Genomic DNA, 26,335 nt, shown 5'->3' with positions numbered 1-26,335 from the left:
TACCGCGAGCCGCGGTACCGGAGTTCGTTCTTCCTGCTCATCACTTTTCGCTGGAGGCAGTTCCTTCATGTCATCCCCTCTTTCGCCCGCGCCTGTGCGCGCGGCGCACGTCCGCCTGTCCGGCGTCCACCTCTCCTTCGGGGGACGGCCCGTGCTCTCCGGGGTCGACCTCGTCGCGGCCGCCGGTGAGCGTGTCGCCATCGTCGGGGAGAACGGTCGCGGCAAGACCACCCTTCTCCGGGTGCTCGCCGGCGACCTCGCCGCCGATCGCGGCGAGGTGCACCGCTCGGGTTCGGCCGGTGTCGCCGACCAGCAGATCCCGCTCGGCGCGAACGACACCGTCGGCGCGCTGATCGACCTCGAACTGGCCGCCGTCCGCGCCGCGCTGTCTCGTCTGGAGGCCGCCACCGAGGCGCTCAGCGACGGCCGTCCCGGCGCGGACGACGCCTTCGCCGCCGCGCTGGAGGAGGCCGAGGCCCTCGACGCGTGGGACGCCGACAGGCGTGTCGAAGTGTCACTGGCCGCCTTGAACGCCGTCGACGACCGCGACCGTCCACTCGGGACACTGTCGGTCGGGCAGCGGCACCGGGTGCGGCTGGCCTGCCTGCTCGGCGCGGGACATCCCGTCCTGCTGCTGGACGAGCCGACCAACCACCTCGACGCCGCCGGACTCGACCACCTCACCGAACGGTTGCGCGCCCATCCCGGTGTGGTCGTCCTGGTCAGCCATGACCGGGCGTTGCTCGCGGACGTGGCCACCACGGTGATCGACCTCGATCCGTCGAGTGACGACCGGCCGCGGGTCTACGGCGGTGGCTACGCCGCCTACGTCGAGGCCCGTCGAGCCGAACGTGCCCGCTGGGAAGCGGCGCACGCCGAACAGATCGCCGAGCGGCAACGGCTGGCGGACGATCTGTCCGCGGCGCGGAACCGGCTGCGCGACAACTGGCGGCCGCCCAAGGGCACCGGCAGGCATGTCCGGGCCACTCGCGCGCCGGGGCTGGTCCGCGCGGTCCACCGGCGGCAGGAAGAGCTGGCCGGGCACGTGGTGGCGGTTCCGCCGCCGCCCGCCCGGTTCGCCATGCCCGAACTGCCGTCGCACGGCGGCGCGACGCTGCTCCGTGCCGCCGGGGTGACGGTGGCCGGGCGGCTCACGCGACCGGTCGAGCTGGCGCTGGAAAGCGGCGCCCGGCTGGTGATCACCGGCCCCAACGGCGCGGGCAAATCGACGCTACTGGCCGTGCTGGCCGGAGAACTGGAGCCGGGGACCGGCACGGTCATCCGTTCCCGGTCGGCGCGGATCGGCAGGCTGGGACAGGAGTCCGACCTGCCTGCCAGGCGGACGGCGATCGAGCTGTACGACGAACAACTCGCCAGGGCCGGGATTTCAGGGCCGGGGCTGGGCGAGCTGGGTCTGCTCGGCGGCTACGACCGGCGCCGTCCGGTGGCCGAACTGTCGGTCGGTGCCCGGCGGCGGCTGGACCTGGCACTGGTGCTGGCCCGCCGTCCGCACGTGGTGCTGCTGGACGAGCCGACCAACCACCTGTCCGCCACGCTCGTCGACGAGCTGACCGCCGCACTCGAGGTGACTCCGGCCGCGGTGGTGATCGCCACGCACGACAGGCAGCTGTCGCGGGACACGGAGTCCTGGCCGAGGCTCGCGCTGTGAGCCGTCAACCGCGGTGGGCGAGGGTGTAGCGCACGGTCTGCGCCAGCACCACGCTCCCGTCGGGTTCGCGTAGCGGCTCGAGCTCCGCGAGCACGGCCCGGCGCACGGCGTCGAGGCGGTCTTCCGGGATCAGTTCCCAGAACATCCGCTGGCCGTGCGACCAGGACCAGGTGATCCAGTGCCCGGGGTCGGCGAACTTCACCGGATAGACACGTTCCACGGACGTGATACCGGTGAAGCCCGCCGACTCCACGGCCTGGCCGAAACCCTCGACGGTGGCGAACAGGCCGGACCTGACGGCCAGGGTCCAGGCCAGCTCCGGCGGTACGAACGGTTTGAACACCTCGCGAACGGCCGCCCACCGCGGATCGTCGGCGCCGAAAGTGGTCACCCCCATCCGGCCGCCCGGCGCGAGCAGACGATGCCACGACCGCAGACCGGCGACCGGATCCGGCAGGAAGAACACCACGAACGACGCGAGGAGGACGTCGAACGCGGCCTCGTCCAGCGTCGGTTCTTGGGCGTCCATAAGGGAAACCGAGGCGTTGGCTCCGCGCGCCTCGATGTCCTTCGCGGTGCGCTCGACCATTTCCGCGGAAAGGTCGATACCCAGCACTGATCCTTCGGGGCCGACCCGCTCGGCCGCCGGGAACAGCACCGCGCCCCGTCCACAGCCGACGTCCAGCACCCGCTCATCGGGGACGAGCCCGATCCGGTCGAGCAGTTCCGCGGCGAACACGCCGAAGAAGTCGACGCCGAGCGCGTCGTAGGTCTCCGCCGTCCGGTCGAACAGCCGCGCCATCGCCTGCCGCGTGTAAGCGCTCATGCGCACGACGATGACCCGGCGAAAACGGTGTTGTCAAACGGATGCCGGGGTTTTGTCATCTCGCCCCGGTCGGCGGTGCCGGGAATTCGTTCCGGGGTCTCAATTCTTCACGACATCCCCACGACCGCGACCACTCATGTGAGCTCTAACCCGAATCGCCACTCACGACCCCCGCGCCTGACCAGGGCCGAAGGCGTCTTTTGTCGCATCAGACGCAGCGAAGGGGCCTTCACCCCACCACCAGCTCACCCGCGAACCCCAAAGTGGCCTCACGAGAACGCGCGGGAGACCTGCGAAAGAACGATGAGCCCGCAGAAGACCAGGTTCTTGTACTTGTGTTCGACCAGGATGGCGACGAACTCGCGGATGGTGGCGCTCGGCCAGAAGTACCACGCCGTCGGCGACCCGATGACCTGGCCGTTCACCTTCGCGCGGCGGGCAATGAGGGCGGCGCGGAGCACGTGGAAGTTGTTCGTGACCACCGTGCACCGGTAGTCCGGCTTGCGCTGCTCCATGATCTCGGCGCTGAAGGTGAGGTTCTCGAAGGTCGTCCGCGACCGGTCCTCCAGGAGGATCCGTTCCCTGGCCAGCCCGTTCTCGGCCAGATAGCCGGCCATGGCGTGGGACTCCGGCAGGTCCTCGTCAGGCCCTTGCCCGCCCGAGGTGACCACCATCGGCTCTCCGCCGCGGCGGGCTTCCGCCTCCACGACGCGTTTCGCCCGCTTCAGGCGGCCGGCCAGCAGTGGCGGCACCTGGTGACCGTCCAGCAGTCCCGAGCCCAGCACCACGACGAAGTCCACGCCCTTCTCGGTGCGGATGCGGCCGTAGACGATCGAGTACAGGAGAAAGCAGACGAAGAGGAACGAGACGTAGACGACGATTCCGTTGAGGCTGCCGCGAAGGATGTCGAGAGGCTCCCACGCCAGTTGCGTGACCGTCGCGTTGAACACGATCAGCACGCAGATGCCGACCCCGGTCAGCAGCGACAGCACGTTGGCCAGCCTGCGTCCTTCGCGGCGGAGCATGGTGATCCCGTTGCAGATCAGGAAGACCGTCAGCGCGAGGACCGTCGGGATGATCAGCAGGATCACGCCGACCGCGACGAAGCCCGCCGCCTCCGGCGACACCGAGGCGAGCAGCGCGATGAAGGTCACGCCGAGGAACAGAAGCGCGAAGAAGAGGTAGAAGCCGTTCCGCAACCGGCGCCGGTCGCGAAGGAAGCTCACGAGGAAAGCCGCGCAGCACAAGGCCGCGATGGCGAAGGGAATTGCGGCGGCCCTCACGAGATCTCCAGCCTTCGGACGATGCGGCGGCATTGAACCATATGACGCGGACACCGGTGGTGCCGTCGGTGGGTGTGTCGCCTTTCCTTGCCCGACAGGGTGTTACCGCGCCCGCTGCACCGGCCGCTCGTCCCACACCGGTTCCGGCGTCTCCCGCACCTGCCCGTCCGAGCCGAACACGAGGAACCGGTCGAACGAGCGCGCGAACCACCGGTCATGCGTCACCGCGACAGTGGTGCCTTCGTAGGCTTCGAGCGCCAGTTGCAATGCTTCCGCCGAGGCGAGGTCGAGGTTGTCGGTCGGCTCGTCCAGCAGCAGGATGGTGGCGCCGCCGATCTCCAGCAGCAGGATCTGGAACCGCGCCTGCTGCCCGCCGGACAGCTTCTCGAACCGCTGGTCGCCTTGGCCGTCGAGTTCGTAGCGGCGCAGGATGTTCATCGCGGGCCCGCGGCTTCGCGCGTAGCCGGTCCAGAGGATGTCGACGAGTGTGTGCCCGAGCAGTTCGGGGTGAGCGTGTGTCTGCGCGAAATGGCCGGGGACGACGCGGGCACCGAGTTTCCACAGTCCGTCGTGCGCGACGTCCTCGCCCGCCAGCAAGCGCAGGAAATGCGATTTGCCGGAGCCGTTCGAGCCGAGCACCGCGACCCGTTCGCCGTAGAAGACCTCCAGGTCGAAGGGTTTCATCAGGCCGCGGAGTTCGAGCCCTTCGCAGGTGACTGCGCGGACACCGGTGCGGCCGCCACGCAGGCGCATGGTGATCTTCTGATCACGCGGGGGAGCGGCAGGCGCCCCGGCCTCCTCGAACTTGCGCAAACGTGTCTGTGCGGCGTGGTAGCGCGAAGCCATTTCGTCGCTGCGCGCGGCGTACTGACGCATGTCGGCGACGAGCTTCTTGAGCTGGGCGTGCTTTTCGTCCCACCGGCGGCGGAGCTCCTCGAAGCGTTCGAAGCGTTCCGCGCGTGCCTGATGGTAGGTGTCGAAGCCGCCGCCGTGCACCCAGACGTCGCCGCCGGCGGGCCCGGGTTCGACACTGATGATCTTCTTCGCCGCCCGCGCGAGGAGCTCCCGGTCGTGCGAAACGAACAGGACGGTCTTCTGGGTCTCACGCAGCCGCTCTTCCAGCCACTGTTTGCCGGGGACGTCGAGGTAGTTGTCGGGCTCGTCGAGCAGGAGGACGCCGGAACCGCCGAGCAGCAACGCCTCCAGCACCAGTCGCTTCTGTTCGCCGCCGGACAGGGTGCGCACCTCGCGCCAGCGTGCCTTCTCGTACGGCAGGTTGAGCGCCGCCGTCGTGCACTTGTCCCACATGACTTCGGCCTCGTAGCCGCGCGCGTCACCCCAGTCGCCGAGCGCCTGCGCGTACGCCATCTGGCTCGCTTCGTCGTCGCGTTCCATCAAGGCGAGTTCGGTCTCGTCGACGGCGCGGGCGGCGGCGCGGAGCGCTTCCGACGACACGGACACGAGCAGGTCCCGCACTGTCCGTTCGTCGCGCACCGATCCGACGAACTGGGGCATCACGCCGAGCCCGCCGCTGATGGTCACCGAGCCGCCGTCGGGCGTGATTTCGCCCGAGATCAGCCGCAGCAAGGTCGTCTTGCCCGCCCCGTTGGCGCCCACGAGCGCGCAGACACTGCCTTCCCCGACCCGGAACGAGACGTCGTCGAAGAGCAGGCGCCCGTCGGGTAGGTAGTACTCGACGTGCGCGACTTCGACGTGGCCCATTCCGACAGACTGCCCGCGGCCGCGGGAATCACGCAACGCAATATCTCCGGTAATGTCGGTGACGTGGAGCGAACCTACTTCGGCGTGCGGCTCAAGCTGATGCTTGCGCTGTTCCTGCCGGAGTTGTTCCTCATGTTCCCGGTCGTCGGTGGGGAAAACCCGCTGAGCATGGCCGCCGCGCTGACGGCGTCGGTGGCGCTCGCCAACCCGCTCGGGCTGGCCGCCGCCCTGACCGCTTCCCTCGCCGTCGTCCTCCTCGCGCTCGCGGCGCACTTCGGCCTCGAACCGGCGGCCGCCGCGATGAAGGTGCGCGCCATCAGCCTGCGTGAACGCGCGCAGCTGTACTTGAGCCTGCGCGATCCCGACGCGCGTGGCCGCGTCCGGCCCCGTGCTCCGTCACCGGGCATCGTGGCTGCCTGATCTCTCCTCGTTCGAAGGTGAGGCAGTCACTCCTGCCCACGCACCTTCAACCGACGGAGTGACCTGGTCATGTTCGATGTCTTCCTGTACCCCGTTTCCGCCATTCTCTGGTTCTGGCACAAGGTTTTCGGCGCTGTTTCCAGTCCCGACTCGGGCGTGGCCTGGGTGTTGTCCATCGTGTTCCTCGTCTTCACCCTGCGCCTGTTGCTGGTCAAACCCGCTCTCAGCGCGCTGCGGGCGGGCCGCCGCATGCAGGCGCTCGCGCCGCGGATGCGGCAGCTCAAGGAGAAGTACGGCAAGGATCGCCAACGGATGGCGAAAGAGATCCAGAAGCTGCACGCCGAAACCGGTGTGAGCCCGCTGGGCGGTTGTCTCCCGGCGCTGATCCAGCTACCGGTGTTCCTTTCCCTGTACTGGGTTCTGCGCGATTTCACCCCGGGAGCCGCGTCGAACCACGTCTTCGACCGGGCCGGGGTGGAGTCGTTCTTGAACGCCGACCTGTTCGGCGCCAAGCTCGGCAACTGGCTTTCGCAACCGGCGGCGGAGCTGGCCGCGTTCGGCACCGACCATGTCCACATGATCACCGTCGGGGTGCCGCTGATGCTGATCGCGAGCCTGGCCACGTTCTTCTCGCTGCGCTCGGGACTCGCCCGGCAGACCGCGACCGCCCCGGAGACGGCGGGGATCACCAAGCTGATGATGTACCTGGCGCCGGTCGGCATGCTGGTCTCGGGATCGTTCTTCCCGGTGCCGATCGGTGTGCTGCTGTACTTCCTGGCCACCAACGTGTGGACGCTGGGGCAGCAGCATTTCCTCACCAAGGTCGTCGACAGGGCGGCGATCGAGTAGCGGGGACCGGTCCCGCGTGACCGGTTTACCCTCGGCCGGATGAAGAGCCGGGCGACAGCGCGCATTCGAGTGACCATGGCGCTTGCCGCCGGCTGCCTGCTCGCGGCATGCGGTGCGAATCCGCCGGAGCCGGCGCCCGCCCCATCGACGGCGGCGCCGTCCCCGACCGGCCCGGATCCCGCGCTCGTCTCCTGGGCGGGCGGCTACTGCGGTGCGGTCAAGGACATGCAACTGATCGTCTACACCCTGGCCAAGGGGCACGAAATCAAGACCGAGGCGGATCTGCCGAAGGCGGCGGCTTCGCTGACCAAGCTGGACACCACGCTGGCGGCGGCGATCGGGGGACTGGAGAAGCTGCCACCGGCCGCCCCGCCGGCGCAGGAGGCCAACACGCTCGCCGCAGGGGAGCTGGCCTTCTACCGGAAGCTGCGGAAACAGGTCACCGAGTCGCTGGCGCTGCTTCCGAAGGGCGGTGTCGACTACGCCCAGTCGTCCCTCCACGTGATCGGGATCGACCTGGTGTCGCACAGGTCCGTCGTCGAGACCGGCAAGGTCCCCGGCCTCGACCCGGCGATGAAGGCCAACAAAGCGTGTGAGCTTGTCGGCTAGATCACGACGAATCTGGCGAAGAACTGTTCGGTACCGGCGTGTCGGGCAAAGCAGGATCGGGAATCATCGCGCTCGCCCGGGAACTGTTCCCGGGCGGGTGGGTGTTCCCGGCGCCGTCCGGCGCCGGGAACGCGTTCGCAGATGACGGCCGGTGAACGACGCGGAGTCCTCGGCCAGAGCCGACGGCGTGCCCTCGAACACGACCGTCCCGCCGTCGGCGCCCGCGCCCGGTCCGATGTCGATGACGTGGTCGGCGTGCGCGATCACCCGTTGGTCGTGTTCGATCAGGACGAGCGTCGCGCCCCCGTCGACCAGCTCGTCGCAAAGGGTGAGCAGCCGGTCGACGTCGCTGCCGTGCAGTCCGGCGGTGGGTTCGTCGAGGATCAGGCGCAGTTCGTCCGCGGGACCCGCGTCGGCGAGGTGACGGGCGAGCAGCAGCCGCTGCCGTTCGCCGCCGGACAAGGTGTCGAGGCCCTGCCCGATCGTCAGGTAGCCGAGCCCGACCCGGTCCAGCCAGCGCAACCGCCGCGCGATGGGAGACCCCTCGCCGAACAGGGCGGCGGCGTCCGCGGGGTTCATCGCCAGGACGTCGGCGATGGTCCGGCCGTTCAGGCGCGCGTCGAGTGCGGCCGGGTTGAACCGGGTGCCGCCGCAGGCGTCACAGGCGGTCTGGACGTCGTCGAGGAACGCGAGATCGGTGACGATGACGCCCTTTCCCTTGCAGACCGGGCAGGCTCCCCGGCCGTTGGCGCTGAACCACGACGGATTCTTCCCCGTGGCCTTGCCGAAGGCTTCGCGGACGGGTTCGGCGACGCCGAGCACCGTGGCGGGGGTGGAGCGGATGCCGCCGCGCAGCGGAGCCTGTTCGACGACGAGGAAATCGGGATGCCGCCGGGGGAGTTCGCCGGTGATCAGGGTGCTCTTTCCGGATCCGGCGACACCCGAGACGACGGTCAGGACACCGAGCGGAATGTCGACGGTGATGTCACGCAGGTTGTGGCTGCGGGCGCCGGAGATCGTCACGGCTCCGCGGGCGGTGCGGGGCCGCTCGCGGAAGTGAAGCGGGGCAGCGAGAATCCGTCCGGTTTCGGTGCCGGCCGCGGTGAGTTCGCGAGGGGCTCCTTCGAACTGGACGCGTCCGCCGCCGTCGCCGCCGGACGGTCCGAGATCGATGACGTGGTCGGCCGCCGCGATGACCGCTGGATGGTGTTCGACCACGAGGATCGTGTTGTGCGCGTCGCGGAGTTTGGCCAGCAGTTCGAGCAGCCGGTGCACGTCGTGCGGATGCAGGCCGGTGCTGGGCTCGTCGAACACGTAGCAGACGTCGCTGAGCGCGCTGCCGAGATGGCGGACGATCTTGACGCGCTGGGCTTCGCCGCCGGAAAGCGTCCTCGATTCCCTGGAGAGGCTGAGGTAGCCGAGGCCGACGGAGTCCAGCGCGTCGAGGCGTTCCTTGATCGCCTGCACCAGCGGCGCCACGGACGGATCGCGTACCGCCGCGACGACGTCACGCAGATCGCCGACCGGCATCGCCGACCAGTCCGCGATGGACCGCCCGTCGATCAGGCTGCCGCGCGCGGCCTCGGAGAGGCGGGTTCCCTCGCACTCCGGGCAGACGCCGCGGCTGACGACGCCGGCGAGTCCCTCCTGTTCCTCGGCGGTGAGGCGCGACGGTATCTTGCGCAGGTACGAGTCCCGCAGCCGCGGGACGATGCCGTCGAAGACGCCGTGCTTGGGGTAGTCAGAGCCCGGATCGTTGAGGCGCAGTCCTTCAGCGTGCAGCAGGGTTTCGATCTTCGCCGCCGGTAGCCGTCCCAACGGGACATCGGGGTCGACGAGTCCGGAGTGGACGAGCCGTTTCCACCGGTAGGTCCCGGGGGCGAAGGTCGGGAAGCGCACGGCGCCTTCGCGCAGGCTCCGCGAGCGGTCGAGCAGCCGGTCGAGATCGATGTCGTCGACCATGCCGAGCCCTTCACAGCGCGGGCACATCCCGGCGGGATCGTTGAACGAATAGGCGGGCGAGAACCCGGCGCCCGGCTTGCCGAGGCGGGAGAACAGCAGGCGCAACAGCGGTCCGATGTCGCTCGCCGTGCCCACGGTGGACCGCGCGTTCCCGGTGAACCGCCGTTGATCGACGATCGTGGTGAAGACCAGCCCGTCGATCCGGTCGACGTCGGCGGGCGGATGCTGGGGGAGCCGGTTCCGGACGAAGGCGGGATAGCTCCCGGTGACCAGGCGCTCGGCTTCGGCCGCGATCGTGTCGAACGCCAGCGACGACTTCCCCGACCCCGACACGCCGGTGAACACGGTCAGCCGGTGTTTCGGCACCCGCACCGACACGTCGCGGAGGTTGTTCGTCCGGGCTCCTTCCACCGTGATCCACCGGCCACGCTCATCTTGAACTTTCGCCATGAACCGAGGCTACGATGAGATGTGGCCGGTTTACGGCCACAATTAACGGGAGGCGTGATGACGGCACCACGGGAACGGATGTTGCGGCTGTTGTCGCTCCTGCAGTCCGGCCGCCAGTGGCCCGCCGCCGAACTCGCGACGGCCATGGAAGTCCCGCCCCGCACGCTTCGCCGCGACATCGACCACCTCCGCGGCCTGGGCTATCCCGTCGAGAGCAGCCGTGGCCCGGGCGGCAACTACCGTCTCGTCGCGGGCACCGCGCTGCCGCCGCTCATGCTGGAACACGACGAGGCCATCGCCACCGTGCTCGGGCTGCGGCTCGCCGCGGCCGGCGGAACCGGCGTCGACCTGACCGCCGAATCGGCGGACCGCGCCGCCGCGAAACTCCGGCGTGTCCTGCCCGCGGCGCTGCGAAAACGGACCGACGCGATGCTCGCCGCGGTCGAGTTCGGGACCGGTGAACCACCGCGGGTCACTCAGGACGTCCTGAACGTCCTCGCCGCGGCGATCGCGGCTCGCAGGTGCCTTGAGTTCGCGTACACGGCGAAGGACGGCCCGTCGTCACGGACGGTCGAGCCGATGCGCCTCGTCCAGCTCGGGAGGCGGTGGTACCTCTACGCGTGGGACCTCGGCAGGCGGGATTGGCGCAGCTTCCGCCTCGACCGGATCGCCGAGCCGAAGACGACCGAGGCGGCCTTCGAGCCCCGCGCCCTGCCCGTCGACGACGTCGCGGCTCATCTCCAAGAACGCTTCCACAGCCCGAAATCGCTCCGGGTCACGCTGACCCTGGACGTCGGCGCGGAGGAGGCCGCGGCCCGGCTCCACCGGATCGACGGGAGTTTCGAAGCCCTCGGCGACCACCGCTGCCGCTATGTCGCGTACGTCGATTCCTTCGAATGGCTGGCCGTCGTCCTCACCCTCACCGACATCGAGTTCACGGTGGAGGAACCGGCGGAGTTCGGCGAGTACCTCGCGCGGACCGGGGAACGGTTGGTCCGGGGAAGCAAGGGCCCCGGCGGCGATCACGCGTGATCAGAGGGCGATCACGCGTGATTGGAGGCGGAACTCGCGTGATTGGAGGGCGAACACGGCGGCTCAGGTGTCGCCGGGGTGCGGCCACTGCTGCCCGCGTGTCCAGGAGTCCAGGACCATCAGGGTCTTCGTGCCCGTCACCTGGTGGTGCCGCCGGATCTCGTCGATGGTCTGCTGCAGGTGGCCCATGTCCCGCACCCGCAGCCAGACGAGCGCGTCGGGGTCGCCCGCGATGGTGAACACCGCCTGGGCCTCCGGCATCCGGGTGGTGGTGCGGACGATCTCGCCGACCTTCGTGGTCCCGGTGAAGCGCAGTTCGGTGAACGCCTCGATGGCCCAGCCGAGTTTGGCGTGGTCGATCTGGACGGTGTAGCCGACGATGACGCCGGCCTCCTGCATGCGGTCGATGCGGCGTTTGACCGCCGCGGTCGAGAGCGTGACGCGGGCCCCGATGTCGCCGAGGGTGCGCCGGGCGTCCTCCCGCAGCAGTTCGAGGATTTCGCGATCGGTCTCGTCGATGAGCTGGTCCGCCATGAGCCAGGATGGTACGCAGACGCAACAGATATCGGCCAGTGGTGAGGATAGGCCGGATTTTTTGCGTGCTGAGGGTCAATAGACTGCCGCTTGTTGCGACGGCCCGCGCGGTCGGGTCTCCTGTCGTGACGTCGCACGGGGGTGCCGAAGGAGGCAGGTCTGGTGGAGCAGTTCACGTTGGAGGACCGGTATCTGCGGGAAGACGGCACCGTCTACCTCAGCGGGGTCCAGGCACTGGTCCGGATGCTGTTCGACCGGGTGCGGCACGACCGCGCCGCCGGGGCGTCCCCCGCCGTGTTCGTCTCCGGCTACGAGGGTTCCCCGCTGGCGGGGTACGACCTCGAGCTCGGCCGCCGCTCCGTCCTGCTGGAGAAACACGACGTCGTGCACCGCCCCGGCCTCAACGAGGAAATCGCCGCGACGGCGGTGATGGGCAGCCAGCTCACCGCGTCGGTCGGCTCGTCGCGCGGCGGGGTCACCGGCTTCTGGTACGGCAAGGCACCCGGTCTCGACCGGGCGACCGACGCCCTGCGGCACGCCAACCTCGCGGGTACCGATCCGGCGGGCGGCGCGGTGGCGCTGGTCGGCGACGACCCGAACGCCAAGTCCTCCTCGGTGCCCTGCGCCTCCGAGCTCGCGCTGGCCGACCTGGCCATGCCGGTGTTCTTCCCCGCCGACTCGCAGGACGTGCTGGACTTCGGCCTGCACGCCGTCGAGCTGTCCAGGGCGAGCGGGCTGTGGTCGTCGATGAAACTCGTGGCGAACGTGGCCGACGCCGCGGGCACCGCGCACGTCCGGCCGCGGTGGACGGCGCCGGAGCTGGCCCTGCCCGCGTACCGGCACAAGCCCAGCTCCCGGCTGCTCGGCACCACGTTGATGGCGCTCGAACGCAGCCTGTACACCGAACGCCTGCCGCTGGCCGTCGAGTACGTGCGCGCGAGCGGGGTCAACCGGATCGTCCAGGAAGGACCTGCGGACCGCGTCGGCATCGTCACCGCCGGAAAGTCCTATTTGGACCTGATGCAGGCGCTGCGGCTGCTCGGCCTGGACGCCGGCGCGTTGTCCCGGCACGGGATCCGGATCCTCAAACTCGGCGTCATCCACCCGCTCGAACCGTCGATCGTCCGCCGGTTCGCCGACGGCCTGAGCGAGATCGTCGTGGTGGAGGAGAAGCGTTCCTTCGTCGAGTCGGCGATCAAGGAGGTGCTGTACGGCACCGCCGGAGCGCCCGCCGTGCACGGCAAGACCGGTCCGGACGGCCGCACCCTGTGCACCGAACTCGGCGAACTCGACCCGGACGCCATTGCCAGGGTGCTGGCCGCGCGGCTGAGCGAGCACCACGAGATCCCGTCGGTCACCGCGTGGCGGCAGCGACGACGCCGTGAGCGCATCTCGGTGCCGTTGCTGACCAGGACGCCGTACTTCTGTTCCGGCTGCCCGCACAACTCCTCGACCAAGGTGCCGGAGGGCACGGTGGTGGGCGGCGGCATCGGCTGTCACGCGATGGCGTTGTTCATGGAACCGGAACAGGTCGGGGACGTGGTCGGCCTGACCCAGATGGGCGGCGAGGGCGCGCAGTGGCTCGGGATGGAGCCGTTCGTCGACGCTTCGCATTTCGTGCAGAACATCGGCGACGGCACGTTCACCCATTCCGGCAGCCTGGCGGTGCGGGCTGCGGTGGCCGCCGGGGTGAACATCACCTACAAGATCCTCTACAACGCGACCGTCGCGATGACGGGCGGACAGGACGCCGTCGGTGGGCTGCCGGTGGAACGGCTCGCGTCGCTGCTGCTGGTCGAAGGCGTCGCCAAGGTGGTCATCACCAGTGACGAACCGAAGCGGTTCCGCGGCGTCCGGCTGCCCGACGGCGTCGAGGTCCGGCACCGCGACGAACTGCTGAGCACCCAAGAGGAACTCGCGCGTGTTCGCGGGGTGACCGTGCTCATCCACGACCAGGAATGCGCCGCGGAAAAGCGCCGCAAACGCCGTCGCGGCAAGCTGGAGACCCCGGCCGCCAAGGTCGTGATCAACGAGCGGGTGTGCGAGGGGTGCGGCGACTGCGGTGAGAAGTCGAACTGCCTGTCCGTGCAGCCGGTCGGCACCGAGTTCGGCCGCAAGACCGCGATCCACCAGTCGTCGTGCAATGTGGACTATTCGTGCCTGGCGGGCGACTGCCCGTCGTTCATGACGGTGCTGCCCACCGGGCGCAAACACCGGGCGCGGCTCGCGGAGATCACCGCGGCCGAACTGCCGGAGCCCGCGACCACCGGCACCGACTTCACCGTGCGGATCACCGGCGTCGGCGGGACCGGCGTGGTCACCGTCGCGCAGATTCTCGCCACGGCCGCCGTGATCGAGGGCAGGCAGGTCCGGACCCTGGACCAGACGGGGCTCGCGCAGAAGGGCGGCGCCGTCGTCTCCGATCTGAAGATCACCGCGGAGCCGACACCGCAGGCCCCGAAACTCGCGGCCGGGGAATGCGATCTCTATCTGTCCTGTGACGTCCTCGTCGGCGCGGACCCCGCGAATCTGACGGTGACGGACCCCGGCCGGACCACCGCCGTGGTCTCCACGACCGAGGTGCCGACCGGCCGGATGGTCGTCGACACCACCGTGTCCTTCCCCGACGCGGCGGCCGTGCGGGGCGCGATCTCCGAGAGCGCGGCGCGCACCGTGGCGCTCGACGCGCGGGCACTGGCGGAAACCCTGTTCGACGACGACCAGTTCGCCAACATCCTCCAGCTCGGCGCGGCTCACCAGACCGGCGCCATCCCGCTGGACGCGGCCAGCCTGGAACGCGCGATCGAACTCAACGGCGTCGCCGTCGCGGGCAACCTCCAGGCGTTCCGCCGCGGCAGGCAGCTCGTCGCCGATCCCGACGGGCTGCACGCCGCCGTCGCCCCTCCCGCCGTCGCGGCGACCCCGGCCCCGTCGGCGGCCACCCTGCGTGCCCGCGCGCTCGTGCACGCGGAACCGGGTTCGGAACTGGCGCGCCTGCTGGACATCCGCGTGCCCGAACTCGTCCAGTACCAGGACGCTCGCTACGCGCGGGAGTACGCAGGGTTCGTCGAGCGCGTCCGGGTACTGGAAGGGGAGTCGACCGCCGTCACCGAAGCGGTGGCCCGCAACCTGCACAAACTGATGGCCTACAAGGACGAGTACGAGGTCGCGCGGCTCTCGCTCGATCCCGCCGTGCTCGCCGGGATCGAGGCGGAGTTCGGGGTGGGCAGCCGCTACGCCTACCGTCTGCACCCGCCCGTGCTCCGCGCGCTGGGAATGAAGCGGAAGATCGCGCTGGGCCCGAAGTTCCGCCCGGTGTTCGTCGCGCTGCGTGCCGCGCGGAAACTGCGCGGCACGCGCTGGGACCCGTTCGGCAAGGCCCACGTCCGGAAGGTGGAGCGGGAACTCGTCACGCAGTACCGGGAAACGATTCTCGCCGCTTTCGGTACCGAGGACGCCGATCGCGGCAGGCTCCTGGCGCTGGCCGAGCTGCCTGATCTGGTCCGCGGCTACGAAGACGTCAAACTGGCGAACGTCGAGGCGTACCGCCGGGAACAGTCCGCGCTCCTCGCCGAGCTCGTGCCGGGGGACCGGCTCGGCGTGAGCGGCTGACGGAATCAGGCCGTGCCGCCGACGCCAGCGGGAGCAAGGGGGCGATGTGGCTGTAACCCAATGCCACGTACTTTCAGATGTGATCCTTGGTGGTAGTGGGACGGCGGTGGCCTCGGCTGCCGGTCGTGAAGTACATGAAGGACCCCTTCCTTGCGCTAGACGCAAGGAAGGGGTCCTTCATGTACTTCGGCAAGGCGTGACTCGCGTGCTTGGGCGCCGCACTCGGGGGTGCGGAGTCTGAGCACGCGAGTGCGGTGTCGCGTCACCCAGCCCGCCGTCTCGCCCGAGACACGACACGTTTCCCCTACCCCTCAATAACCCTCTTTGCTGCTCACGGCCCCTCGCACAACTGCGCAAACCGCCCAAATCGGGCACAATGATCCGAACTGGCGTCCCTTGTGGACAGTTGCGCCCCTGGGCCGCTGCCGGTGACTTGTCCAGCTTGATCGATCGGACCTGGCAGTCACTGAAGATCCGGCGGAGAAGAACAGACGCATAATCGAAGATTGAGGAAAATCGCGGACTTTGTCACTGTTTTATGTTTTCGGCAGCGTTTTCCGGGTTCCCCGCGCTTCTTGTATCACGAACTTGCGTGGTTTTCGAGGGCGAGGCACCCCGGATAGCACTTTTCGCATACAGGCCACAAGGGTTGACTTCCCGACGGAATCGGTCGGCTGTTCGTGTGTAACGACATCGCGACGCGAGCAATTCGTGAAGGAAATGCATTACTGTCGCATCGGGGGCTGCACATCGCACACCACCGGATCGGGATTGGGGAGTCATCGTGCTGAGAAATCGTGTGCCGACGGGTCGAAGACGGATGTTGTCGCTGGTAGCGGCAGTTGTGGTGATCACGGGCGCGGTGACGGGGACCGCGCAGGCCACCACGGTGGGGCCGGTGGATCTCGGGACGTTGCCCGGCGACGACGAGAGCACGGTCCTGGCGGTCAACGAGGCGGGCGAGATGATCGGCCTGTCGTTGTTCGGCCCGACCCCGAAGCGCAGTCATCCGGTTCGCTGGAGCGCGGACGGCCAGATCATGGCGCTGCCCACGCCGGGCGGCACCGAGGGCCAGGTGCGTGACATCAACAGTCACGGGGTTTCCGTCGGTTATGTGCTGACAGCGACCACCGCCGTGCCGGTTCGCTGGGACGCCGCGGGCCAGGCGACCGCGCTGCAGCTTCCGCCGGGCTACCACAACGCCACCGGGTGGGCGATCAGCGACACGGGCGTCGTCGTCGGCAACTGGCTGACGCCGGACAACCAGTATCACGGCTTCCGCTGGGATCCGGACGGCGTGGCCACGGATCTGGGTACGTTGCCCGGTGAGACCTGGAGCATGGCCGAGGGTATCTCCGCCGACGGCACCATCATCGTCGGCAGCGCCGTCCGCTCCGCGGCGAACCAGGCCGTGCGGTGGGTGAACGGAGGGCCGATCACCGAGCTGGCGCCACTGGGCGCGAGCAGCGGGGCGAGCCGGATGAACGAGGACGGGGTCGCCGCTGGAACCATGCGCCAGGTCGGCGGGACGCCGATTCCGGCGAAATGGGATCGGGACGGCGTGGTTCACCCCATGGAATGGCCCAGCCCGCACTCCGTCTGGGTCTACGGGGTCAGCTCCACCGGTTACGTGGTCGGCACCGGCTACCTCAATCCGCCTCGCCGCTCGGCCGTGATCTGGGATCCCGCCGGTGACGTCGCCATCCTCGCCGACGACGGCCTCGGCGCCGACGTCGAAGCGGTCAACGCGCAGGGCACCGCGGCGGGCACTTTCCGAAGTCAGGCGACGGTCTGGTTTCAGAACGGGGAACGCAGGCAACTCGGCAAGCTGCCCGGCGGCACGCGCAGCCAGGCGTATCGGATCAGCGACAACGGCCGCGTCGTCGGTGTCGCCGGCACCGCTGCCGGAAAGTCCCACGCGGTTTACTGGACACTCGACTAACGTCTCGGCGATCCCGGTCGCGCCTGCCGAGCGGCGCGACCGGTCAAGACCTCGTCGAACAAGGATGTCGTGTTGAGCAGTACGCCGGATCTCGGTCCGATGCCGCGGCGAGTCGCCGTCGATATGGCGCAGGTGCGCGGATTGGTCGCCGAGCAGTTCCCGCGGTGGGCGGGGCTCCCGATTCGAGCCGTGGCCGAATCCGGTTGGGACAACGTCACTTTCCGGCTCGGCGAGAAAATGGTGGCCCGCCTGCCGAGTGCGGCCGAGTACGCACTGGCGGTGGACAAGGAACAGCGATGGCTTCCTGCTCTCGCGCCCCGGCTGCCGCTGCCCATTCCCGTGCCGCTGGCGAAAGGACGGCCCGGCGCGGGCTATCCCTTCCCGTGGTCGGTGTACCGGTGGCTCGACGGCGAACCCGCGAGCGCGGGCCGTATTTCCGACCCTGTCCGGTTCGCTCTCGACCTGGCCGGTTTCCTGGCGGCGTTGCGGAAGGTCGATGCCGCGGACGGCCCGCGGCCGGGCAAGCACAATTGGTTCCGGGGCGCCACCCTGCGCACTTATGACGCGTCGGTCGAGCGCGCACTCACGGCGCTGGACGGCGACATCGACGTCGGTTTGGCCCGCGAGATCTGGCAGACGGCGCTGGACGCTCCTTGGGACGGAGTGGACCTTTGGTTCCACGGCGACGTCGCGCCGGGGAACCTGCTGCTCGACGGCGGGAAGCTGGCGGCCGTCATCGACTTCGGGACCTGCGGTGTCGGCGACCCGTCCTGCGATACGGCCATTGCCTGGACGTTGCTGGGCGCCGACGGCAGGCAGGCGTTCCGCGACCGGCTTTCGGTCGACGACGCGGCGTGGGCGAGAGGGCGGGGTTGGGCCCTGTGGAAGACGCTGGTCGCCTGCGCGCGGACAAAAGGCCGCGCCGACGAGGAAGCCGCGGACGCGCGGCGCGTTCTGGGCGAGATCGTCACGGAGAGCTGAAGGGGACTTTCCCCTCGCTACATGCGGTGAAGGGCGCTTCCCCCGCATCGCATGCGGGGAAAGTCCCCTTCAGCCGCCGGTAGGCGCGCCGACCCGCTCTCAACCGTCGACCCGATCGCGCTCCTGTTGGCGAGTAACCACCTTCGGCGACGTGATGACGGACGTTTTGGACGCGCGCCTGACAGATTCGCGAAGGGCGAATCGATCGCGTGTGACAAAGACATCGAATGGTCTCACGGGCTTTGTGATTTTGCTTGCCTGGCGTGCCCGGCGGGTGTGTTAATTCCCTGTGGCATAACCGTAAACGTGCACACGCGCCCGCTGAAGAAGAACCCCGCGGAAGCGGGTGACATTCGTTTTCGGCGATTTCGGCGAGCGTGGTCTATGTGTTGGAGAGGGACCTGTGAAACACAGAAGACGTAGTCGAAGACTGGCCACTGGGGGTATCGCCGTCGTCAGCACGGCGGCCTTGGTGGCGCTGGGTCTCACGATAGTCTCGGGCACCAGTGCCGCGGCTCCGGGTGAGCTCACCCAGAATTACTCGTGCCCATTTCCGTTGATCGGTGATCAGAACGTTTCGGTCACCATCAAGACCACCCAGCCTTCGACGATCGAGGCCGGGAAATTGACGCCCGCCATCGAGATCACCGCCGTGTCCAACGCGGGCAAAACGGCGACGGAGGGCCTTCGTCTCGTCGGTGCCGAAACCATCAAGGGCACCGCGAAGGCGACCTCGACCGTCACGATGCCCGGCAACCAGGGCACGATGACGGTGAAGGTCGACTCCGACGTGCCGAACCAGCCCATTCCGCCGGTGGGCAACGACCTCGTCGTCAACGCCACGGGCAGCGCTCCAGCGCTGAGGTTCGACCAGCCGGGCACCGCGTCGCTCGCCGTGACCGGCCTCCAGTTGGTGATGACCCCGCTCAAGGCCGACGGAACCCCGACGGGCCTCGGCACCTTCACCTCGGACTGCGTCCTCGCGCCGGGGCAGGAGACCGTCCTCCAGACCTACACGGTGACCGGTTCGCCGGTCGCCCCGGAAGCCGTTGTCGGCACGGGAAATCACCCGCCGCTGCGGCAGATCTACAGCTGCCCGTTCCCGTTGATCGGCAACCAGGACGTCACGGTCGACGTCAACGCGACGCTGCCCGACACGATCCCGGTGGGCCAGTTCACCCCGAAGATCGACATCACGGCCGTGTCCAACGCGGGGAAGACCGCGACCGAAGGGCTGCGGCTCGTCGGCGCCGAAACCCTCAAGGGCTCCGCGCTGGCCACCTCGCTGGTCTCCAGTCCGCAGGGCCATCTCGCGGTCGGCGTGCCGACGGCCATCCCGCAGCAGCCGATTCCGCCGAAGGGCAACGACCTGATCGTCAACGCGAGCGGTTCCGCGCCGGCGTTGCGGTTCGACCAGCCGGGAACGGCGACGCTTTCGGTGCACGATCTGGTGCTGACCATGACGCCCTTGACGGCTTCGGGTGCGGAGACCGGACTCGGCACGTTCGTCGCGGACTGCACCCCGGCGAACGGTCAGGCCAACGTCCTGCACACCTTCACCGTCACTCCGGTCGGCGACACAACCGCTCCTTCGGCGCCTGGTGCCGTGACGGTCGGTGAGGTGACCCAGAACAGCGTGGCGTTGTCCTGGGGCGCCGCCACCGATGCCGTCGGCGTGACCGGCTACGACGTCTACGCGGGCTCCGATCTCGTCAAATCCGTGACCGGCACGTCGGCCACGGTCGACGGCCTGACCCCGGACACGGAGTACGCCTTCACCGTCAAGGCCAAGGACGCGGCGGGCAACGTCTCACCCGCCACCGCGCCCGCTACCGCCAAGACCGCGAAGGCTCCTGACACGCAGGCGCCGACGACACCCGTGAACGTGCACTCGACCGGAACGACCCAAACCAGCGTGACGCTGGCCTGGGACGCTTCGAGTGACAACGTCGGTGTCACCGGCTACGACGTGCTGAAGGGCGCCGAGGTCGTCAAGTCGGTCACGGAACCCCAGGCCACGATCGACGGTTTGACGGCCGATACCGAGTACGCCTTCACCGTGGTCGCGAAGGACGCCGCCGGTAACGCGTCGGCCTCCAGCGCCGCGGTCACGGCGAAGACGCAGGCCGCGCCCGACACGCAGGCGCCCGGTGTGCCGGGCAACCTGCACGCGACCGGCACCTCGGCCTCCAGCGTCGGCCTGGCGTGGGACGCCTCGAGCGACAACGTCGGTGTTGTCGGTTACGACGTCTACAACGGCGGCACGGTGGTGAAGTCGGTGACGGAGGCCAACGCCACGGTCGACGGGCTCACCGCCGACACCGAGTACAGCTTCACCGTCGTCGCCAAGGACGCGGCCGGGAACAAGTCGGAGCCCAGCGCGCCGGTGACCGCTCGGACGGCCACGGTCCCGGACACCGAAGCACCCGGTGTCCCGGCAGGCCTCACCGCGGCCGACGTCACCCAGTCCAGCGTCGCGCTGTCCTGGAACGCGTCGAGCGACAACGTGGGCGTCGTCGGTTACGACGTCTACAACGGCACCACGGTGGTGAAGACGGTGGCCGGGACTTCCGCGACCGTGGACGGTCTGGCGCCGGACACGGAGTATTCGTTCACCGTGGTCGCGAAGGACGCCGCGGGCAACGCGTCGGCTCCCAGCGCCGCGGTCACGGCGAAAACGCAGGCCGCGCCCGACACGCAGGCTCCTGTCGCGCCGGGCAACCCCCGTTCCACCGGGACCACGCAGACCAGCGTGAGCCTCGAATGGAACGCGGCGACGGACAACGTGGGCGTCACCGGTTACGACGTCTACAACGGCGGCACCTTGGTGAAGTCCGTGACCGGGACTTCCGTGACGGTGGACGGTCTCACCGCGAACACGGAGTACTCGTTCACCGTGGTCGCGAAGGACGCGGCGGGCAACTTGTCGACCCCTAGCGCCGCCCTCACCGTCCGGACGCAGGCCGCGCCCGACACGGAGGCGCCCGGTGTGCCGGCCAACCCGCGTTCCACCGGGACCACGCAGACCAGCGTGAGCCTCGCGTGGGATGCCGCGACCGACAATGTCGGCGTCACCGGTTACGACGTCTACAACGGCAGCGCCTTGGTCAAGACGGTGACGGGGACGTCCGCGATCGTGGACGGTCTCGCCTCCGACACGGAGTACACCTTTACCGTGGTCGCCAAGGACGCCGCGGGGAACAAGTCGGCCGCGTCCTCGCCGGTCACGGCGAAAACCCAGCCGAACACGTCCCCGGTCGTCAAGTACAGCTACGACCTGACCGGCAAAACGCAGCTGAAGAAGCTCGCCGGCCCGATCGACCTGCGTGGCGGTATCAACGCCGCGATCACGCTGGCGAACGGGACCTTCGACGCCGACCTCACGCTGAACCCGACGAGCGCGAACCTCACGCTCTGGGGTTTCGTCCCGGTCAACGCGAAGATCGAGTTCGCGTCGGCGGGCAAGACCACCGGCACGCTGGCGGCCGGGGTGCTCAAGTCGACCTCGGCGGTGACCGTCAAACTGCCGCGGATCAGCGTCTTCGGCTTCCCGGTCTCGGCGAGCCCGGCCTGCCAGACGAAGACGCCGGCCCAGATCCCGCTCCAGTCGAAGGCCGGTTTCGACCCGCTGGCCGGTGGCAAGCTCACCGGTTCCTACACCCTGCCGCCGTTGCAGGGCTGCGGATTCCTCAACGACATCGTCAGCGGTGTCGCCTCCGGTCCTGGCAACACGGTGGAGGTGAACCTCAAGCCGCGCCCGGTCGGCTGATACCCCGGAAACCCTGATCCGGCCCCGTCGCATCTCGCGGCGGGGCCGGATCCATGACCGGACCACCCTCGCGATTGGTCCGGGTTACTCCGATCGGCCCTGCCGGTGGAGACGGCCAGCGAATAAGTTGCCGCTAACAACAAATCCTGCCGTCGATGAAGCCTGTGGGAAGGATCGACATGAAATCTCCGAAGCGGCGTCGCGCGACAATCGCGCTGGTGACCGCGGCAGCCCTCGTGGCACCCGTGCCGGCGAGCGCCGCGCCACTGGCGGACGCTCCCGGCGCGCCGGGCACCGGAGCGGCCTGGACGACCGGGGGGAAAGAAGGTTTCGGGACCGCCACCGACGCCGCGTCGAAGGTGTGGTTCACCCTCGGCCAGGGCATCAGCCACGAGATCTACTACCCGACCGTGGACGTCGCCAACGTCCAGGACCTGCAGTACGTGGTGTCCGACGGCGCCGGTTTCACCCAGCTCGAACGCGATCACACCACCAAACAGCTGGTGCTCACCGATCCGCGTTCGCTGAGCTACCGGCAGATCAACACCGCCACCAACGGCCGTTACCGGATCACCAAGACCCACACCACCGACCCGGCCCGGTCCACCGTGCTGATCCAGACCCGGTTCGAGGTGCTCAGCGGAAGCCCGCTGCAGTTGTACGCGTTGTACAACCCGTCCCTGAACAACAGCGGAATGGGGGACACCGGCGCCACTTCCGGCGGGCAGCTGGTCGCTTCGGACGGGCCGGTGTCCAGCGCCTTGGCCGCCTCCACCGGTTTCGTCAAGGCGACCAGCGGCTACAGCGGGTCCGCGAGCGACGGCTATGTCGACCTGAACGCCGATCACGTCCTCGGCACGCAGTACGACTCGGCGTCCACGCCGGGGAACCTGGTGCAGCTGGGGCAGATTCCCGTGGGCACCGACACGACCTTCACCCTCGCGGTCGGTTTCGGAGGCGATCGCGGTGCAGCCTCGGCGAACGCGTCCGCCTCTCTCGCGGGTGGTTTCGCGGCGGCGGAAACCGCGTACCGGTCTGGCTGGAACGGCTACCTGTCGTCGCTGGCCGCGGTGCCTCGTTCGATCACCGGAGCCGGCTTGACCACGCAGTACAACGTCGCGCTCATGACCCTCAAGGCCCACGAGGACAAGACGTATCCGGGAGCGAACGTCGCGTCGCTCACCAATCCGTGGGGTGAGGCGAAGAACGCGAACACCACCGGGGACTGCGGATACCACGCCGTCTGGTCCCGCGATCTCTACCAGGTTTCGACCGCGCAGATCGCGGCAGGCGATTCGGCTGCGGCCAACCGTTCGGTCGACTATCTGTTCACCGTGCAGCAACGGCCGGACGGCTCGTTCCCGCAGAACACCCGGCTCGACGGCACCAACTGCTGGACCAGCCTGCAGATGGACGAGGTCGCCTTCCCGATCGTGCTCGCGTGGCAACTGGGCCGGTTCGACGCGGGGATGTGGGCGAAGGTGAAGAAGTCCGCGGACTTCCTGGTCGCACGCGGCCCGTCCACCCCGCAGGAACGCTGGGAGGAGAACGGCGGCTACTCGCCGTCCACCATCGCCGCGGAGATCGCCGGGCTGATCTGCGCCGCCGACATCGCCCAACGCAACGGGGACACCGCCGGTGCCACTCGCTACCGCGAAACCGCCGACCGATGGCAGTCGCAGGTCAGCGCCTGGACGTTCACCAAATCCGGGCCGCTCGGTGACGGCCGGTACTTCCACCGCATCGACGGCAACGGCAATCCCGACGACGGCCAGAACATCTTCCTGCAGAACGGGGGCGGCACCCACGACGAGCGCGCCATCATCGACGCAGGCTTCCTGGATCTCGTGCGCCTTGGGGTGAAACCGGCGGCGGATCCGGACGTCGCCGCCTCGCTGCCCGAGGTGGACTCGACGCTCAAGGTGAACACCCCGAACGGTCCGATGTGGTACCGGTACAACTACGACGGTTACGGCGAAACCGCTTCCGGCGGGCCCTACACCGGTGCCGGTGTCGGACGGCTGTGGCCGCTGCTCACCGGTGAACGCGGCGAGTACGAACTGGCCAACGGCCGCCAGGCGACAACGCATCTCGCCGCCATGGCCGCCGCGGCGAATCCCGGCTACCTGATCCCCGAACAGGTCTGGGACCGGCCGAGCACGGGCGGCTTCACCTTCGGCGAAGGCACCGGCGGGGCCACACCGCTGGCTTGGTCGATGGCGCAGTTCGTCCGGCTGGCGCACTCGATCGACGCGGGCGCCCCGGTCGAGACACCGTCGGTGGTCAAGCAGCGGTACAGCGCCGCTTGCACCGGTGTGGCGGCGAAGTTCACGGTGAACGCCACCACTTCATGGGGCCAGAACATCTTCGTCGTCGGCGACCGCGCCGAACTCGGCGCGTGGAACCCGGCGAACGCCGTCCCGATGGCCTCGGCCGACTATCCTTTGTGGACGGCGAGTGTCACGCTGCCGAAGGATGCCGCCTTCCAGTACAAGTACATCCGCAAGGAAGGCGGTACCGTCGTCTGGGAATCAGGGGCTAATCGCGCCGGCACCGCTTCGGGTGGCTGCACACTGGCGCTGAACGACACCTGGCGGCCCTGACTCTCGCGGTCACCGGGTAGCTGATGTCCCCAATGCATCAAGCCGGATAAGTCACCGACAGTGGACCCGGCGCGCGACTGTCCACGCGGGACGCTAGTCCGGATCTGGGTGCCCGATGTGGGTGCTTTGCGCAGCTGCGAGAGGGGGTCGTGAGTGGCAATGAGGGTTATTGAGGGGTAAGGCAAACGTGTCGTGTCTTGGGCGAGACGGCGGTCTGGGTGACGCGACACCGCACTCGCGTGCTCAGAGACGGATCTCGCGAGTTACGTCCCCAAGCACGTGAGTTACGTCCTCAAGCACGCGAGTCACGTCTTGCTTCACGGCCGGCCGCGGAGTCGCAGCTGTCCCACCGTCACCAGGGATCACATCTGACGGTAGCGAAAGCCTCCTTCCCTGCCGTCAGAGTAGGCAAGGAGGAGGCCCTCACTGCCAGGAGAACGCCTAGGCAGAAGCGACGCCGGCCCCGCGCCACGACACGTTTGACTTTCCCCTCAATGGAACGACCTTTGCCACTCACGACTCCTTGACAGAACCGCCCATTTCATCATCAATCGAACATTCGGTCATCGAAGGTGTCCACAGTGGACGCTAGGAGCGTGCCCGCTCCCGTCGGCCAGGGCAACTGAGCGCTTGACCTGCGGCAACCGTTGCCCGTCCAAGATCAACTTGAGCTACGTGGCATTGGGGGCGCTGACCGGTTTCCGCTTACCCTTCGGTGGGGTCGGGGTCGTTGGGCGGGAGCATCTTGACGCAGTCCGCGGGGGACTTGATCTCCTCGTCGGCGGCGTCGGCCACCTGCTCGAAGTTCTTCACGAAACTCCGGTAAATCCCGTCGTTGTCCAAGATCCGGATGACGTTCTCGTCGTTCTCGTGCAAGGACGGGTTGTTGAAGTTCTGGCTTCCGGTGAAGACCACCTTGGTGCCCGGCTTGAGGTAGTCGCCCTCGATCATCATGTTCTTCTCATGGATGCCGTGCTCGTTCCCCGCTTTGAAGCCGCGAAGCCGCACTCGATCCGGCTGTCCCTTCATCAGCGTTTCACAGGCGCCCGCGGTCATCCGCAACGCGACGATGTCCACGGTGCACCCCATGGCGGCCAGGAGCCGCAGCCGTTCGATGATCTTCATCCGGGTGAGTGACCACACGCCGATGCGGATCTTGCTCATCTCCGACAAGCATCCGACCTCCTTCAAGGAGTTCTCGACGGTGTCGTTCCCCTCGTCCTTGAGCCTCGGGTAGAAGTAGCTCTTGGTGTTCCCGGTGATGACGGGCGGGTTGGCTTCGTAGTAGTCGGGGTTCGCCGTGGCACCGTCCGCGACCTTGCGCAAATCCGTGAAGTAGTCGTTGTACCTGGCGAACAGGCCGGCGTTCCCGACGTCGGTGTAGTAGCTGTTCCAGCCGCCCTTGCCGCCCGTCGTGTTCTCGCTGAAGTTGGCCGATCCGGTCGCGACCACGGCCGCCGCGCCCAGCGTCCGGTCGAACAGGAAGAACTTGTTGTGCATCGCGTTCCCGCCGTTGCACCCTCGGCCGTCCGCGCAGCTCTTCGCCCACGATTTCTTGTCGCCGGTCTTCTTCAGCCGGTTCTTCAGGTCCTGGTAGTTCGGATGATCCGTCGCCCGCCCGTCGACCAGGACCTGGACATGGACCCCACGTTCCGCCGCTTCCGCGAGCGCGTCCGTGATCGGCTCGTCCCGCAGAAGGAACTGCGCGGTCCTTATGGTCGAGTTCGCGGGTGCGCCATCGATCAGCTTTCGCAGGTGCTCGACGATCTGCCCGCCGCCCGGAGTGTTGAAGTCCGCTCTGGTCGTCAGTGGTGGCGGCGCGGACGCGGCGGCGGCCGGGACGCCTGCCGCGCCCGTCATCAGCAGCGCGGCCGCCAGCGCGCCGATCCGTTTCCCGTGCGATTTCATGCCGATTCCTCCCCTGTCTTGCCTCCGGCTCCACGCTGCTCAGCGCGAGGTGTCCAGGCAAGCGAAAACGCCAGGAACGAGACGGTGGGACGAAAGTCGGCCGCTGACCTGCGGTGACGCCGGAGCCGGGAGATGCGATCACGTGAACCCACGGCGATGGGAGG

The 26,335-nt window shown here is 68.5% G+C and carries 16 protein-coding genes; 10 read left to right on the top strand and 6 right to left on the bottom strand.

Annotated elements, in window-relative coordinates:
• The first annotated feature begins 67 nt into the window (after positions 1-67).
• Positions 68-1,669, top strand: coding sequence for an ABC-F family ATP-binding cassette domain-containing protein (locus ACLJO0_RS29960; RefSeq protein ID WP_410582045.1), 1,602 nt, complete (start codon positions 68-70; stop codon positions 1,667-1,669).
• A 4-nt stretch (positions 1,670-1,673) separates the two neighbouring features.
• Here ACLJO0_RS29960 and ACLJO0_RS29955 read toward each other — a convergent pair whose 3' ends face one another.
• The 3 genes from ACLJO0_RS29955 to ACLJO0_RS29945 all read right to left on the bottom strand — a co-directional run bounded on the left by ACLJO0_RS29955 (position 1,674) and on the right by ACLJO0_RS29945 (position 5,500).
• Positions 1,674-2,495, bottom strand: a complete 822-nt coding sequence (locus ACLJO0_RS29955) for a class I SAM-dependent methyltransferase (protein ID WP_410582043.1) — start codon at positions 2,493-2,495, stop codon at positions 1,674-1,676.
• 269 nt (positions 2,496-2,764) lie between these two features.
• Positions 2,765-3,778, bottom strand: a complete 1,014-nt coding sequence (locus ACLJO0_RS29950; protein WP_410582042.1) for a YdcF family protein — start codon at positions 3,776-3,778, stop codon at positions 2,765-2,767.
• A gap of 102 nt (positions 3,779-3,880) precedes the next feature.
• Positions 3,881-5,500 carry an ABC-F family ATP-binding cassette domain-containing protein gene (locus ACLJO0_RS29945; RefSeq protein ID WP_410582041.1) on the bottom strand — a complete coding sequence of 540 codons (1,620 nt, stop codon included), beginning with the start codon at positions 5,498-5,500 and terminating at the stop codon, positions 3,881-3,883.
• A gap of 63 nt (positions 5,501-5,563) precedes the next feature.
• On the opposite strand from ACLJO0_RS29945, the gene ACLJO0_RS29940 reads away from it, so the two are divergent.
• The 3 genes from ACLJO0_RS29940 to ACLJO0_RS29930 all read left to right on the top strand — a co-directional run bounded on the left by ACLJO0_RS29940 (position 5,564) and on the right by ACLJO0_RS29930 (position 7,378).
• Entirely contained in the window at positions 5,564-5,920 is a 357-nt protein-coding gene (locus ACLJO0_RS29940; protein WP_410582039.1) for a DUF6412 domain-containing protein, read from the top strand.
• Positions 5,921-5,989: 69 nt separating this feature from the next.
• On the top strand, positions 5,990-6,769 hold the full coding sequence (gene yidC, locus ACLJO0_RS29935) for a membrane protein insertase YidC (RefSeq protein WP_410582037.1): 780 nt from the start codon (positions 5,990-5,992) through the stop codon (positions 6,767-6,769).
• 39 nt (positions 6,770-6,808) lie between these two features.
• Positions 6,809-7,378: a hypothetical protein gene (locus ACLJO0_RS29930; RefSeq protein WP_410582035.1), complete on the top strand. Its 570-nt coding sequence runs from the start codon at positions 6,809-6,811 to the stop codon at positions 7,376-7,378.
• A 63-nt stretch (positions 7,379-7,441) separates the two neighbouring features.
• Here ACLJO0_RS29930 and ACLJO0_RS29925 read toward each other — a convergent pair whose 3' ends face one another.
• Positions 7,442-9,790 (bottom strand): excinuclease ABC subunit UvrA, encoded by a 2,349-nt coding sequence (locus ACLJO0_RS29925; RefSeq protein ID WP_410582034.1) that lies wholly within the window; start codon positions 9,788-9,790, stop codon positions 7,442-7,444.
• A 57-nt stretch (positions 9,791-9,847) separates the two neighbouring features.
• Between ACLJO0_RS29925 and ACLJO0_RS29920 the strand changes: the two genes are divergently transcribed.
• Positions 9,848-10,822: a helix-turn-helix transcriptional regulator gene (locus tag ACLJO0_RS29920; RefSeq protein ID WP_410582033.1), complete on the top strand. Its 975-nt coding sequence runs from the start codon at positions 9,848-9,850 to the stop codon at positions 10,820-10,822.
• A 63-nt stretch (positions 10,823-10,885) separates the two neighbouring features.
• On the opposite strand, the gene ACLJO0_RS29915 is transcribed toward ACLJO0_RS29920, so the two are convergent.
• A complete protein-coding gene (locus ACLJO0_RS29915) occupies positions 10,886-11,356 on the bottom strand; it encodes an Lrp/AsnC family transcriptional regulator (protein WP_125787087.1) in 471 nt (156 codons plus the stop codon).
• 162 nt (positions 11,357-11,518) lie between these two features.
• Here ACLJO0_RS29915 and ACLJO0_RS29910 point away from each other — a divergent pair, with 162 nt between their 5' ends.
• The 5 genes from ACLJO0_RS29910 to ACLJO0_RS29890 all read left to right on the top strand — a co-directional run bounded on the left by ACLJO0_RS29910 (position 11,519) and on the right by ACLJO0_RS29890 (position 24,263).
• Positions 11,519-14,968: an indolepyruvate ferredoxin oxidoreductase family protein gene (locus tag ACLJO0_RS29910; RefSeq protein WP_410582032.1), complete on the top strand. Its 3,450-nt coding sequence runs from the start codon at positions 11,519-11,521 to the stop codon at positions 14,966-14,968.
• Between the two features lie 820 nt (positions 14,969-15,788).
• Positions 15,789-16,910, top strand: coding sequence for an HAF repeat-containing protein (locus ACLJO0_RS29905; protein ID WP_410582231.1), 1,122 nt, complete (start codon positions 15,789-15,791; stop codon positions 16,908-16,910).
• Positions 16,911-17,009: 99 nt separating this feature from the next.
• Complete coding sequence (locus ACLJO0_RS29900; protein ID WP_410582230.1) at positions 17,010-17,891, top strand: aminoglycoside phosphotransferase family protein; 882 nt, start codon at positions 17,010-17,012, stop codon at positions 17,889-17,891.
• 472 nt (positions 17,892-18,363) lie between these two features.
• Complete coding sequence (locus ACLJO0_RS29895; protein WP_410582228.1) at positions 18,364-21,660, top strand: fibronectin type III domain-containing protein; 3,297 nt, start codon at positions 18,364-18,366, stop codon at positions 21,658-21,660.
• Between the two features lie 179 nt (positions 21,661-21,839).
• Positions 21,840-24,263 carry a glucan 1,4-alpha-glucosidase gene (locus ACLJO0_RS29890; RefSeq protein WP_410582030.1) on the top strand — a complete coding sequence of 808 codons (2,424 nt, stop codon included), beginning with the start codon at positions 21,840-21,842 and terminating at the stop codon, positions 24,261-24,263.
• 705 nt (positions 24,264-24,968) lie between these two features.
• Here the strand turns inward: ACLJO0_RS29890 and ACLJO0_RS29885 are convergent.
• Positions 24,969-26,171 (bottom strand): phospholipase D-like domain-containing protein, encoded by a 1,203-nt coding sequence (locus ACLJO0_RS29885; RefSeq protein ID WP_410582029.1) that lies wholly within the window; start codon positions 26,169-26,171, stop codon positions 24,969-24,971.
• Positions 26,172-26,335 lie beyond the last annotated feature (164 nt).

Source organism: Amycolatopsis sp. lyj-108, from assembly GCF_046549005.1.
In the GTDB taxonomy this organism is placed as follows: Bacteria; Actinomycetota; Actinomycetes; order Mycobacteriales; family Pseudonocardiaceae; genus Amycolatopsis.
Note: the sequence above shows the minus strand (reverse complement) of the source record. Positions and strands in the feature narration are given on the sequence as shown.

Coding starts and splice junctions, on each gene's coding strand:
- ACLJO0_RS29960 (WP_410582045.1), top strand. CDS start 68: ATGTCATCCCCTCTTTCGCCCGCGCCTGTGCGCGCGGCGCACGTCCGC.
- ACLJO0_RS29955 (WP_410582043.1), bottom strand. CDS start 2,495: ATGAGCGCTTACACGCGGCAGGCGATGGCGCGGCTGTTCGACCGGACG.
- ACLJO0_RS29945 (WP_410582041.1), bottom strand. CDS start 5,500: ATGGGCCACGTCGAAGTCGCGCACGTCGAGTACTACCTACCCGACGGG.
- yidC (WP_410582037.1), top strand. CDS start 5,990: ATGTTCGATGTCTTCCTGTACCCCGTTTCCGCCATTCTCTGGTTCTGG.
- ACLJO0_RS29930 (WP_410582035.1), top strand. CDS start 6,809: ATGAAGAGCCGGGCGACAGCGCGCATTCGAGTGACCATGGCGCTTGCC.
- ACLJO0_RS29925 (WP_410582034.1), bottom strand. CDS start 9,790: ATGGCGAAAGTTCAAGATGAGCGTGGCCGGTGGATCACGGTGGAAGGA.
- ACLJO0_RS29920 (WP_410582033.1), top strand. CDS start 9,848: ATGACGGCACCACGGGAACGGATGTTGCGGCTGTTGTCGCTCCTGCAG.
- ACLJO0_RS29915 (WP_125787087.1), bottom strand. CDS start 11,356: ATGGCGGACCAGCTCATCGACGAGACCGATCGCGAAATCCTCGAACTG.
- ACLJO0_RS29905 (WP_410582231.1), top strand. CDS start 15,789: ATGTTGTCGCTGGTAGCGGCAGTTGTGGTGATCACGGGCGCGGTGACG.
- ACLJO0_RS29900 (WP_410582230.1), top strand. CDS start 17,010: ATGCCGCGGCGAGTCGCCGTCGATATGGCGCAGGTGCGCGGATTGGTC.
- ACLJO0_RS29890 (WP_410582030.1), top strand. CDS start 21,840: ATGAAATCTCCGAAGCGGCGTCGCGCGACAATCGCGCTGGTGACCGCG.
- ACLJO0_RS29885 (WP_410582029.1), bottom strand. CDS start 26,171: ATGAAATCGCACGGGAAACGGATCGGCGCGCTGGCGGCCGCGCTGCTG.